This window comes from Microbacterium sp. (genome assembly GCF_030149085.1).
In the GTDB taxonomy this organism is placed as follows: domain Bacteria; phylum Actinomycetota; class Actinomycetes; order Actinomycetales; family Microbacteriaceae; genus Microbacterium.
The window spans coordinates 1-12,374 of sequence record NZ_JASBSF010000226.1; the positions used below are offsets into that span (position 1 = coordinate 1).

11 protein-coding genes are annotated in these 12,374 nt (G+C 67.6%); 7 read left to right on the forward strand and 4 right to left on the reverse strand.

Annotated elements, in window-relative coordinates:
• The first annotated feature begins 35 nt into the window (after nt 1-35).
• From murF to Q1V87_RS09215, 5 genes are read left to right on the forward strand one after another with little or no spacing between them, the layout of a single operon-like run.
• On the forward strand, nt 36-1,448 hold the full coding sequence (gene murF / locus Q1V87_RS09195) for a UDP-N-acetylmuramoyl-tripeptide--D-alanyl-D-alanine ligase (RefSeq protein WP_300591921.1): 1,413 nt from the start codon (nt 36-38) through the stop codon (nt 1,446-1,448).
• Nucleotides 1,445-2,554 carry a phospho-N-acetylmuramoyl-pentapeptide-transferase gene (gene mraY, locus Q1V87_RS09200; protein ID WP_228178585.1) on the forward strand — a complete coding sequence of 370 codons (1,110 nt, stop codon included), beginning with the start codon at nt 1,445-1,447 and terminating at the stop codon, nt 2,552-2,554. Before murF ends, mraY begins: the two co-directional genes overlap by 4 nt.
• On the forward strand, nt 2,551-4,101 hold the full coding sequence (gene murD, locus Q1V87_RS09205) for a UDP-N-acetylmuramoyl-L-alanine--D-glutamate ligase (protein WP_228178586.1): 1,551 nt from the start codon (nt 2,551-2,553) through the stop codon (nt 4,099-4,101). The genes mraY and murD overlap by 4 nt, the downstream gene beginning before the upstream one ends.
• Nucleotides 4,058-5,290, forward strand: a complete 1,233-nt coding sequence (ftsW, locus tag Q1V87_RS09210; RefSeq protein WP_228178587.1) for a putative lipid II flippase FtsW — start codon at nt 4,058-4,060, stop codon at nt 5,288-5,290. Before murD ends, ftsW begins: the two co-directional genes overlap by 44 nt.
• A 45-nt stretch (nt 5,291-5,335) precedes the next feature.
• Nucleotides 5,336-6,406 carry a UDP-N-acetylglucosamine--N-acetylmuramyl-(pentapeptide) pyrophosphoryl-undecaprenol N-acetylglucosamine transferase gene (locus Q1V87_RS09215; protein ID WP_300591907.1) on the forward strand — a complete coding sequence of 357 codons (1,071 nt, stop codon included), beginning with the start codon at nt 5,336-5,338 and terminating at the stop codon, nt 6,404-6,406.
• A gap of 15 nt (nt 6,407-6,421) precedes the next feature.
• Here Q1V87_RS09215 and Q1V87_RS09220 read toward each other — a convergent pair whose 3' ends face one another.
• Genes Q1V87_RS09220 through Q1V87_RS09235 form a run of 4 tightly spaced genes read right to left on the reverse strand, consistent with a single transcriptional unit; the run spans nt 6,422 to nt 9,511 of the window.
• Nucleotides 6,422-6,799 (reverse strand): GntR family transcriptional regulator, encoded by a 378-nt coding sequence (locus tag Q1V87_RS09220; protein WP_300591909.1) that lies wholly within the window; start codon nt 6,797-6,799, stop codon nt 6,422-6,424.
• Nucleotides 6,796-7,758, reverse strand: a complete 963-nt coding sequence (locus Q1V87_RS09225; RefSeq protein ID WP_300591911.1) for a hypothetical protein — start codon at nt 7,756-7,758, stop codon at nt 6,796-6,798. The genes Q1V87_RS09220 and Q1V87_RS09225 overlap by 4 nt, the downstream gene beginning before the upstream one ends.
• A gap of 53 nt (nt 7,759-7,811) precedes the next feature.
• A complete protein-coding gene (locus tag Q1V87_RS09230) occupies nt 7,812-9,146 on the reverse strand; it encodes a hypothetical protein (protein ID WP_300591913.1) in 1,335 nt (444 codons plus the stop codon).
• The gene (locus Q1V87_RS09235; protein ID WP_300591915.1) at nt 9,143-9,511 is read right to left on the reverse strand and encodes a helix-turn-helix transcriptional regulator; all 369 of its coding nucleotides are present in this window, start codon (nt 9,509-9,511) and stop codon (nt 9,143-9,145) included. The genes Q1V87_RS09230 and Q1V87_RS09235 overlap by 4 nt, the downstream gene beginning before the upstream one ends.
• Nucleotides 9,512-9,616: 105 nt before the next feature.
• On the opposite strand from Q1V87_RS09235, the gene murC reads away from it, so the two are divergent.
• Both murC and Q1V87_RS09245 read left to right on the forward strand, forming a co-directional pair.
• Nucleotides 9,617-11,023, forward strand: coding sequence for a UDP-N-acetylmuramate--L-alanine ligase (murC, locus tag Q1V87_RS09240; protein WP_300591917.1), 1,407 nt, complete (start codon nt 9,617-9,619; stop codon nt 11,021-11,023).
• A 176-nt stretch (nt 11,024-11,199) separates the two neighbouring features.
• A complete protein-coding gene (locus Q1V87_RS09245; protein WP_300591919.1) occupies nt 11,200-12,168 on the forward strand; it encodes an FtsQ-type POTRA domain-containing protein in 969 nt (322 codons plus the stop codon).
• The last annotated feature ends 206 nt before the right edge of the window (nt 12,169-12,374 follow it).

Consider the following 12,374-nt stretch of genomic DNA (forward strand, 5'->3'; position numbering starts at 1 on the left):
CCTGCCGAAGTTCGGCTGACGACCCCCTCGGACACATGATCTCCCTTCCCCTGCATCACATCGCCCTGACCGTCGGCGGAGACCTCCTCCTCGCCGGCGACGACACCCCCGACACCGTGGTGTCGGGAACCGTCGACACCGACTCTCGTGCGATCGGCCCCGGCGACATCTTCGTCGCCAAACCGGGCGAGCACGCTGACGGCCACGACTTCGTTGCCGCCGCGATCGAGCGGGGTGCGGTGCTCGCCATCGTCGAGCGACCGCTGGATGCCGCCATCACCCAGATCGTGGTGCCGGGGGCTGTGCATGCCCTGGCGGATCTCGCCCGCTTCGTTGTGGGCGAGGTGCGGGCACGCGGTGCCCTTCGGATCGTCGGGATCACCGGCTCGAACGGCAAGACGACGACGAAGAACATGATGGCGCGCATCCTCGAGGCCGAGGATGAGACCGTAGCGCCGCAGGCATCCTTCAACAACGAAGTCGGTGCGCCGCTGACGATGCTCCGGATCACCGAACGAACCCGCTATCTCGTCAGCGAGTTCGGCGCCAGTGCACCGGGAGAGATCGCGCGTCTTGCCGGTCTCGTCCACCCCGACATCGGGGTCGTCCTCATGGTCGGGATGGCGCACGCCGGCGGGTTCGGCGGCATCGAGTCGACCTTCGTCGAGAAGTCGCAGTTGATCCACGCCGTCCGGCCCGGGGGCGTGGCAGTGCTGAACGCGGATGACCCGCGCGTGGCAGCGATGGCCGGTATCGCCACCGAACGCGGCGCGACAGTCCGTTGGTTCGGGCGAGGCTCGGCAGCGGATGTGCGGGCCGAGGACGTGGAGGTCACGCCCGAGGGAACGCGATTCCGTGCCGTCATCGACGGCGACGAGTTTCCGGTCGTTCTGCGCGTGCTCGGCGAGCACCACGTCATGAATGCGCTGGCCGCGATTGCTGCGGCGACAAGTCTCGGCATCCGTCCCGAAGCCTGCATCGAGCGGCTCCAGGCGATGGAGTTGGCAGAGCGGTGGCGGATGCAGCCGATGGGCTCGGAGCGCGTGCGCATCATCAACGATGCTTACAACGCGAGTCCGGACTCCATGGCCGCAGCGCTTCGCACTCTCGCGCAGATCACTGCGCCCGATCAGCGCACTGTCGCCGTTCTCGGCGCGATGAGCGAACTCGGCGAGTACGCGGGGGAGGAGCACGACCGCGTCGGTCTTCTCGCGGTGCGGCTGCGCATCCAACGGATCGTCGTCATCGGCTCTGCTGCGCGCCGGCTTTACCTCTCGGCGATCAGCGAGGGGTCGTGGGATGGCGAGGCAGTCTTCTTCGAGACAGCTGACGAAGCGTACGACTACCTGATGTCCGAGCTGCGTGAGGGTGATCGGGTGCTCGTGAAATCGTCCAACTCCGCGGGCCTCCGGCACCTCGGCGACCGTCTGGGAGAATCCTTCTCGTGAGATCCCTCCTGATGGCGTCGGCGATCGCCCTGTCGTTCTCGCTCTTTCTCACACCCGTCTTCCTGCGCTTGTTCCGCCGGTGGGGATGGGGCCAGGTCATCCGTACCCCCGACGCGGGAAACAACCCTCAGCACGAACTCAAGCGCGGTACACCCACGATGGGTGGCGTCATCTTCGTCGGGGGGACGACGATCGCGTACCTGATCGGAACCTACGCCGGCGGCAACCCGCCCACGATCTCGGGTTTCCTCGTGCTCTGGATGATGGTGGGCTTCGCGCTCGTCGGCTTCATCGACGACTACATGAAGCTGCGCAGCCAGCGAAGCCTCGGTCTGTCGGGTTGGCGCAAGATCGTCGGTCAGGTGATCGTCATCGTGCCGTGGGCGCTCGTCGCACTTCAGTTCCCGGATGCCCAGGGCCAGACCCCCGCGACGGCCTACGTTTCGGTCTTCCGCGACATCTCGGTGCTGAACTTCCTGGCGTTGCCGGTTGCGATCGGCATCCTGCTCTACATCGCCTGGATCAGTTTCATCGGCGTCGCCTGGTCCAACAGCACGAACGTCACCGACGGCCTCGACGGCCTGGCCACCGGTGTGGGTGTGTTCACGATCGGGGCGATGAGCCTGACGACGTTCTGGCAGTTCCAGCAGCGCTGCGACGGCGCAGACCTCGTGGCCGCCTACCAGCAGGCCTGCTACCAGACGAGGGACCCGCTCGACCTCACGATCATCGCGGCGACCTTCGCTGCCTCTCTGGTCGGGTTCCTATGGTGGAATGCGCCGAAGGCTCAGGTGTTCATGGGGGATGTCGGGTCGATGGCGATCGGTGGCGTGATCGCCGCGGTCTCGATCCTCTCTCACACCGAGATCCTCACGGTCCTCACCGCCGGGGCGTTCATCATCGGATCGGGTTCGGTCATCTTGCAGCGGATCTATTTCAAGCTCACCCGCGGCAAACGTCTGTTCCTCATGAGCCCCTTCCACCACCATCTCGAGATGCGCGGGTGGTCGGAGACCAACATCGTCATCAGGATGTGGATCATCGCCGCGGGACTGGCAGTCACCGGCGTCGGCTTCTTCTACGTTGAATGGCTCGCGCGCACATGACCGGTGAATCCTCCCGGCTGGATGGACTGACCAGCTGGCACGCCGACTGGCGCGGCCTGCGGGTTGCCGTCTTCGGCCTCTCGGTGACCGGCTTCTCGGTGGCCGACACGCTGGCAGAACTCGGCGCGGAGGTTCTCGTTCTCGCCGAATCCGCCGACCCGGCCTATGAGCGCCTGCTACCCGTCATCGGGGTGCGGTCATCGATGGGGTCGCTCAGCACGCCGCCCGCCGAGCTCGTGGACTTCGCTCCCGAGGTCGTGATCGCCTCGCCCGGCTTCAGCCCGACGCACCCGCTCGTGCGCTGGACGCTCGAAAGCGGCATCCCGCTGTGGGGAGACATCGAGCTCGCGTGGCGCGTGCGCGACAAGGTAGTCCGCCCCGGCGGCGCTCCCGCCGACTGGGTGCTGATCACCGGCACCAACGGAAAGACGACAACCACGGGCCTTGCCGCCACGATGATGGTGGCAGGGGGTCTCCGGGCAGTCCCGTGCGGAAACATCGGCACGCCGATCCTGGATGCCGTCCGTGATCCGTCGGGCTTCGACGTCCTCGTCGTGGAACTGTCCAGCCACCAGCTCTGGTACCTCAGCCTGCAGTCCTCGCCGGAACCGGTTTCGCCGCACGCTGCGGTCTGTCTGAACCTCGCCGACGACCACCTCGAATGGCATGGATCCTTCGAGGCGTATCGCGACGCGAAGGCGCAGGTGTACAACCACACCCGCGTCGCCTGCGTCTACAACAAGGCCGACCTCGCGACGCGCGAGATGGTCGAAGAAGCCGATGTCATCGAGGGAGCGCGAGCGATCGGGTTCGACCTCGGCGTTCCCGGTCCGAGCGACCTCGGCGTGGTCGACGGCATCGTCGTGGACCGCGCGTTCCTTGTCGAGCGGCGCACCAGCGCTCTCGAACTCACGACGATCGACGAGCTTCGAGAGCTCGGCCTCGCGGCCCCACACGTCGTTGCCAACATCCTTGCTGCCAGTGCGCTGGCCCGTTCGCTCGACGTACCGCCCGAGGCCATAGCCACTGCACTGCGCGAGTTCCGGCTGGACCCCCACCGGATGGAGATCGTTGCGACAGTCGCCGGTGTCACGTGGGTGGATGACTCGAAGGCGACCAACCCGCACGCTGCGGCATCCTCGCTTGCCGCCTACCCCGGATCGATCTGGATCGTGGGGGGACTGCTCAAGGGCGTCGACATCACCACGCTCGTCTCGACGCGGGGGCGTCTGGCAAAGGCAGCGATCGTGATCGGTGACCAGCGCGATGCCGTTCGGGCGGCGTTCGAGCGACACGCGCCCGACGTTCCGCTGCACGAGGTCATTGCCGATGAGACTGGGGACGTCATGGCGCAGGTCGTAGACCTGGCGATCGGACTCGTGGCCGAGGGGGATGTCGTCCTCCTCGCACCGGCCGCGGCATCCTTCGACCAGTTCGCCTCCTACGCGGATCGCGGTGAGAAGTTCGCTGCGGCGGTCAGGCAGCGAGTGGGAAGGGGCGAACATGGCGACACCGACGCCGATCCGTCCGCTCCCGCAGGAGCCTGACGAGCCGACGCCCAAGCGCGGGCTTGCTGCCCGCGTCTCTCTCGGATCGCTGTTCCGCCCGGTTGCCGGTGAGTTTCTGCTCATCTCATCCACGGCAGTCCTGCTGACGATCTTCGGTCTCGTGATGGTGCTCTCGGCCACCAGCGCAACGGCGACCGCGGCGGGTCAGGCTCCGTACGATGCGGTCATCAAGCAGGCGGTGTTCGCCGCGATCGGCCTGCCGCTCATGTTCATCGCGAGCCGACTGCCAGTGAGCTTCTGGAAGCGGATCGCGTGGCCCGCGCTGATCGTCACCACCGCCTTCCAGCTCCTCGTGTTCACGCCCCTCGGCGTCGAGGATGGCGGAAACCGAAACTGGATCCTCATCGCTGGCATTCAGGCTCAGCCCTCGGAGTTTCTGAAACTCGCGCTGGCCCTCTGGCTCGGCTTCATCCTGTACCGAAAGCGCACGCTGCTCGGCGACTGGCGGCACGTCTTCATCCCGGTGGTGCCGGTGGCCGCCGCCGTGATCGCGACGGTTCTGGCCGGGCACGATCTCGGAACGGCGATGGTGCTGTTCCTGCTCGCCCTCGGCGCCCTTTTCTTCTCCGGTGTGAAGCTGCGGGTGTTCGTCATCCCGCTGTTGCTGGCGATCGTGGCAGTCGCGGCGCTGGCGGTCACGAGCCCGAACCGCATGGAGCGCATCCTCAGCGTCTTCAACACCGACTGCACCGCCGATTACCTCAGCACCTGCTACCAGCCGCTGCACGGTATCTGGGGACTGGCCGGCGGCGGCATTTTCGGCCTCGGACTTGGGAACTCGAAAGAGAAGTACGAGTGGCTGCCCGCGGCATCCAGCGACTACATCTTCGCCATCGTCGGTGAAGAGCTCGGCCTCATCGGCGCGATCGTCGTGCTCGGGCTGTTCGCGATCTACGCGATCGGCGCTTTCCACATCATCCGCAAGACCGACGACACCTTCGTGCGGATCGTTGCCGGCGCGATCACCGTATGGATCGTCGGTCAGGCGCTCATCAACATCGGCGTCGTGCTGCGGCTGTTCCCGCCGCTCGGTGTCCCCTTACCGTTCATGTCTCAGGGTGGCACGTCGCTGGTGTCGGTGCTCGTTGCGACCGGGGTTCTGCTGGCGTTCGCCCGGACGATTCCGGTGACCGCGAGGCCGGCGCCCCGGTCGGCCGCTCGCCGCTGAGGTCGCCGCCCGCCGACGTTCCGTGGGTCGAGATAGGGTCGGACGGTGACGACCTACCTCCTGGCCGGCGGCGGGACCGCCGGGCATGTGAACCCCCTCCTGGCCGTTGCCGACGGGCTGCGCGCACGCGACGCGGATGCCGACGTGCGCGTCCTCGGAACCGCTGAGGGTCTGGAATCACGGCTGGTGCCGCAGCGGGGCTACGAGCTGCTCGTCGTCGACAAGGTGCCGTTTCCCCGGCGTCCCGACCGAACAGCTGCAGTCTTTCCCGGAAGGTTCCGTCGCGCGGTCGCCCACGTCGGCGAACACATCGCGAGGCACGGGGTCGATGTCATCGTCGGGTTCGGGGGATACGCGTCGGCGCCCGCCTACGTCGCAGCCCGCCGCGCTGGCATCCCGTTCGTGGTCCACGAGGCCAACGCTCGTCCCGGGCTGGCCAACCGACTCGGTGCGCGGCGTGCCGCCGGCGTGGGCGTCGCTTTCGAGGGGACGCCGCTGCCGCGAGCGCGATTGGTGGGGATGCCGCTGCGCCGCGAGATCGAGGATCTCGATCGGTCTGCCCTGCGCGGCGAGGGAGCCGCGCACTTCGGACTCGACCCCGACCGCCCGACGCTCCTGGTCTTCGGAGGGTCTCTCGGGGCGCTGCGGCTGAACACGGCCTTCGCCGGGTCCTGGCGCGAGGTGCTGGATGCCGGCTGGCAGCTGATCCATGTCACGGGCGACCGGTCTGACCTCGAGGACCCGGGCGTGCCGGGCTACGCCCTCCGCCGCTATGTCGACCGGATGGACCTCGCTTTCGCTGCGTGCGATTTCATCGTCTCGCGATCGGGGGCCGCGACAGTCAGCGAGATCAGCGCCCTCGGCATCCCCGCCGTCTACGTGCCCTACGCCGTCGGCAACGGCGAGCAGGCGCTGAACGCTTCCTCGGCGGTGGCACATGGCGCCGCGGTCCTGATCTCGGACGCCGAGTTCACCTCTGACGCAGTCCGAGGCCGCATCCTGCCCCTGCTGACGGATGCCAGCGAGCGGGCCAGCATGGCCGAGCGGGCTGCGGAGATCGGCATCTGCACCGGCACCGAGAACCTCATCGCGATGATCGACGAGGTGCTTGCCTGACCGGTCGCCGTTGGTCTAGGCGGGCAACTCGTCGGTTTCGGTGGTCTTGAGGGCCGCGATGATGGCCGCGAGGGCCTGGTCCGTGTCGACGCGCAGGCCACGGACCTGCTCCGCGAAGGCTGCGGCAGCTCGCTGGACCTGGCCGAGAGCGGCGTTCTCATCGACGGACACGAAGGTGCCGTGTCGGCCGCGGGTCTCGATGAGGCCCGTAGCCTCGAGCTCCCGGTAGGCCCGAGCGACCGTGCCCGGTGCAAGGCCCAGGTCGCCCGCGAGTCGGCGCACCGTCGGGAGCCGTGATCCCGGTGGCAGTTCGCCGCTCGCGATCGCTGCAACGTACTGCGCGCGCAGCTGCTCGAACGGCGGTGTGGGCGAGGTTGGGTCAATGACGATCATGCGCCGTCTCCCTGGATGACTGCGACCGACGGGGTCGGCGAGCCCTGATCCTGCGTACGGAATGCGGCAGGGTAGCGCGACGCCGCCATCTTGCCGAGCCCGAAGGAGTAGGCGACCTGAGCCGCGCAGATCAGGAGCGGAGTCCATGTGCTCATGAGCGTTGACAGCTCGGGTGGCGCGACGGCTATCGGTGTCAGGGTGAGCGTTGCCGCAGCCATCCCGAGGGGCAGTGCCGCGGCCATCGTTGAGGCGCTCCGGAGAGTCCACAGCGTGTCAGCGCGGAACAGGTCATCCCACGCCAGCTGAAGGTCATCGCTGGCAACCTGCGGCTTGGCGAGGACGATCTGCTCGATGACGCGCATCACGACGAACACGGTGACGGCGAAGACCAGAAAACCGACGCACCACAGCACCGTGCCGCTCGCGATGCGGTCGGGCGCTGCAATCCGCCACGCGAGCACCGCTGCAACTGCCGTGGCCGCAGCGCCGAGGGAGACAGGGGCGAGGGCGCGGCGCCAGGGCTGCAGGTAGTCCCGTGTCGTGAGCTGGCGCGAGTGTGCGACGCGGGGGATGTTCGCTCGCGGTCGCCGCAGCTGCTCGCGCACGGTTTCGATCACCGTGGAGACCGTCAGCACCCCGATCATGATCGAGAGCGTGATCAGCCACAGGAACAGTGGTGAACCGCCCCACGATGCGCCCCAAAGCACAAAAGGGCTCCACACGATGAGCGCGGTCAGCACGCCCCACATCGAGGCGCGGCCTCGTCGGCCGAGCCGATCGCGCACCCGCGCATAGTTCTCGTCGGTGCCGAACGGGAGTTTCGAGGACTGTGCGTAACGCGCCGCCTGCCCTGCACTCAGCTCGTTTCGCCGACTGATGACGAGGTAGACGATCGGGATAAGGGTGAGTACGCACAGGATCGCTGCGCTTGACCAGATCATGTCGAACTCGAAAGACATGCTTCTTTTGTATCAACATTGTTGCAATGTGTCGATACATTTCCATGAAGGGTTCAGGCGAGCTCGACCTGCACCCGCTGCGGCGTTGGTGCCGTCACGCGCAGGCATGCCACCACGATCCCGACGATCGGCGTCAGGATGCCGAGAACCGCCGCAAGGATTTGCCCGATGATCGGTAACGACACCGCGACGATGAGGCTGATGGCTAGGGCGAGAGATCGGTTCCGCCACGTCGAGGCCCACACGAGCCAGATGATCGCCGCGGCCGGAAGAAGCCAGACCACGGCGCCGATCGGGCGAGGGTTGCCAGACGGGAGCATCGTTCCCCATCCCGTCACGACGAAGACGAGGGTAAGCGAGCCCAGCGCTGCGGCTCCCCACACCGCTCTCTTCTGCGTCGCGGTCCGCCGCGGAGCGCGAAGGGCGAGAGCGAGGATGACGAGGATGCCGCACCCGGCCGCTGCGCGCATGCCGACGATCATCGCCTCGGTGCCGTCGAGGCTCGTGTACAGCGACCCCGTAACCGCGAAGGCGATCCCCAGGAGTGACGTGATGCCGGCGGCAGAAGCGAGAGCGCGCGCTGCGCGGCGCCGTCCATCCACGTCCGCGTCGGTGTCGGCCGTCGAGGCTCGGGGACTGCTGCGCTCGCGGTGGTCGGGCCAGGCGAGCGCGACGATCACGACCGCCCCGGCGGAGACGAGGAGCGTGGTGATCGGTGACATGAGCATGACTGCCACGAAGGGAAGCGAAAGCGCGGCACCCATCATGCTCGTGACGACGATCAGTACCCGCATCCCACGGCGACGCGGGAGCCGGTCGCTCATCGCGACGACGACCGCACAGGCTGCTGCTGTCGATCCGAGTGCGAGGAAGGCAGGAAACAGAGCCGCGAAGAGCGAGCGTGGGTCGCCGGCGTCTGCCTCATCAAAGCCGACGCTCCAGGACGCGAAGGCGAGTGCAGCGCCGGTTGTCGCGATCATGGCGATGCCAAGCGCGACGAGCGTGCGGGTTGGATCGAGATGAAGACGGTGCCGTGCACAGGCGAGCGCGACTGCCCACCAGAGAGCCGGAACCAGGCCGACCTGAAGCGCGAGACTCGCCGTGAGGAGCGAGGAGACATCGTAGGTGAATCCGAACTGGCTTACCGCTGCGACGAGCGCCGACAAGAACAGCGCGGCAACACCGGCGACGCGCGCGGTGGTGGCGTCGAGCCGGGTACCCAGGCCCGCCAGTGCGGCCGCCACGCGCTCACCGCGCGACGGCGCGCGCAGACCGGCTGCATCGGCAGCATCCATCGCGGTGCTCACGAATGTCGCAGCGTTCGCGTCGCGCCACCAGCGCGGGTACCAGCGGACGAGGCGCTCGAAGCGGTCTCGGTCGAGGCTCATGCCAGAGCGCTCCGCGGATGAGTGGGCCGCGGTCTCGCGCCCCCGCCCACTGCGAGGCTCAGCGCGGTGCGTGCGGCGGCAACCCGCTGCTCGAGCTCAGCGGTTTCGCTCTCGAGCTGAGTCCGGCCGTGGGGCGTGAGGCGAAAGTAGCGGCGAGCGCGCCCATCCACGATCTCTTCCCCCGATTCCTCGACGGCGCCGCTGGCAGTCAGGCGATCGAGGGTCGCATAGAGTGTCGCCGTCTTGAGTGAGGCCGTACCCTGCGAAGCCTCGGACACACCCCGAAGGATGCCGTAGCCGTGCTGCGGTCCGCTCGCGAGCGCCGTCAGAATCCAGAAGGCCGTGTCAGGTCGGGAGGTTCTCATGTCGGCGAGCATATGCTCGATGGAGGAATATGCCAAGTGTTGCGACCGAGCCGAACAGCGCGCCGAGGGAGATCCACAGCGGGTCCGACCTAGGATTGTCGGGTCATGATCAGACCCGACCTCAGCCTCCCGATTCCCGAGTCCATCGAGGCAGCGCATTTCATCGGTATCGGCGGCTCGGGGATGTCAGGCCTGGCGGGAATGTTCCTGGATCGGGGCATCCGCGTCTCGGGATCCGATCGCGCCGACAGTGCGGCGCTCCAGGCTCTCGCTGCTCGCGGAGCCCGCGTCCACGTCGGCCATGATGCCGCGCATCTGCAGGATGCGGACACCGTCATCCATACCGGGGCGATCTGGCCCGAGAACCCCGAATTCGTCACGGCGAAGGAACGGGGACTGCCTGTCATCCATCGCTCGCAGGCGCTCTACTGGCTGATCGGGCGCCGCCCGCTGGTGTCGGTCGCGGGCGCGCACGGCAAGACCACCTCGACGGGGATGATCGTCACGGCGTTGCGTGCGCTCGGTGCCGATCCGAGCTTCGTCAACGGGGGAGTCATCGCCGATCTCGGGGTCTCCAGCGGCACCGGTGCTGACGACCTGTTCGTCATCGAAGCCGATGAGTCGGACGGCACGTTCTTGCTCTACGACACCGCGATCGCGCTCACCACCAACATCGACCCCGACCACCTGGACCACTGGGGCAGTCGGGAAGCCTTCGATGCCGCGTTCGCGAGCTTCGCGAACAAGGCGCGCGAGGCTGTTGTTCTCTCATCCGACGACGAGGGTGCGCGTCGCATCCTTCCCCACCTCACCCACCCGCGGGTCGTGACTTTCGGAAAAGCCGAGGATGCCGACGTGCGCGTGCACGGCATCCGTACCGACGGACCGGTGTCGTTCGAGCTGACCCATGACGGGCACACGGTCTCGGCCGCCCTGGCGATTCCCGGAGAGCACAACGCGGTAAACGCGGCGGGAGCCGTGGCTGTGCTCCTGACCCTCGGGCATGACTTCTCCGACGCCGTGAAGGCCGTCGAGAGCTTCGGCGGAACGGTGCGCCGCTTCGAACTGCACGGGATCGAACGCGGCGTCAGCGTCTACGACGACTACGCCCATCATCCGACCGAGGTCGCCGCGGCCCTCGCTGCGGCGCGCACCGTCGTCGGCGATGGGCGCATCATCGCGCTGCACCAGCCCCACACCTACTCGCGAACGCAACAGATGGCCGCGGAGTTCGCCGAGGTGCTCGAGACCCACGCGGATCACACCGTCGTGCTCGATGTGTACGGCGCACGAGAGGACCCGATCCCGGGAGTTACCGGCGAACTCGTCTCAAGTCGATTCGCGGATGCCGACCGCGTCCACTTTGAACCGGATTGGGCCGCCGCCGCTGCCTACACGGCATCGGTCGCGCGGGACGGGGACTACATCATCACGCTCGGCTGCGGCAACGTCTACCTCATCATTCCCGATGTGCTCGCCGCGCTCGGCCGGCAGGGCGCACCGGCGGAGTAGCCGTGCGCCGGCCGACCCCGCTCCCGCCCTCCGGGCCTCCCTCGGGCTCTGACGACAAGACCCCCTCGCCGCCGCAATCCGGCGGGCGGGGGAGGCGCAGTAAGTCACCGGAAGCGGAGGTACCTGCCGGCGCTGAGCTGGCGGCTGAACCGGCATCCGTTTCCGTCGAGAGTGCCGTGACGGAGCCGATCGATCTCCGGGGAATCGCCGGCCCCACGCCGATCTGGCCCCTTGCGCCGGATGCCGACACCGGCCTCCGGGCCTCGAATGCAGCATCCGTCCCTCCGGATCTGTCACCCGGGGGTACCGGAGATGGAGCGCCTGGAGCTGCCGACCCGCTCCCGGGAGAGTCGGACGCGTCGGAGGCGGCCGGGCCCGAAGCGGTCGGCATGCGTGACGTGTGGCGGGCTGCGCGCGCGCGACGGCGCGCGCTCAAGTCCGAGGTGCGTCGATTCACCGTTCGCGCTCGTCGGCGACGCGCCGTCTGGCTGGGCTCCATCGCTGCTGTCGTGCTGGTCGCCCTTGGCAGCGTCGCCGCTGCATACAGCCCCCTCTTCGCGGTCGAGACGATCACGGTAGCGGGGGCTCAGCAACTGGATGCCGCGGCCGTGTCCGACGCGCTGTCGTCGCAGTTGGGTACCCCCTTGCCGCTCGTGGATGAAAGCGCCATCAAAGCGGCGCTCGTCGCGTTCCCGCTCGTCGAGTCCTACACCGTGGAAGCTCGGCCGCCGCATGATCTGGTCGTGCGGGTCGTTGAACGCACCCCGATCGGGGTCATTGCGTCCCCTGCCGGGTACACCCTCGTGGATGCCGCCGGAGTGGCGCTCTCGACCACGCAGACCCCCGCGCCTGGAAGGCCCGTGCTGCAGATCGCGGGCGGGACCACCTCCGAGGCCTTCGAGGCAGTCGGCCACGTACTGCGATCGTTGCCCGACTCGATCATGTCTCAGGTGACGGAGGCCTCGGCGACGACACCGAACGACGTGACCCTCACCCTCGGCGGAACCGGCACCCAGATCGTCTGGGGCAACGCTGACGAGTCCTCGAACAAGGCGGTCGCGCTGGCTGCGGCGATGACGTCGCGGCCGCCCGACACGGTGTCGCGCTACGACGTCTCGTCGCCCTCAGCTGTCGTCATCCAGTGATCTGCTGAACGCACTGGCCCGAGCGGGCGCACGAACGAACGGGATGTGCGACACGCCCCCGCAAGCGCGCGGAATCGGGGGAGTCGACGCTTAGCTTCGTGTCTAGGAAATACATACCCAGCAATACTTTATACCTCCAGTTGAGGTTGAAGGTTGCAGGACACGAGCACAGGAGTCGGCATGAGCCAGAACCAGAACTACCTTGC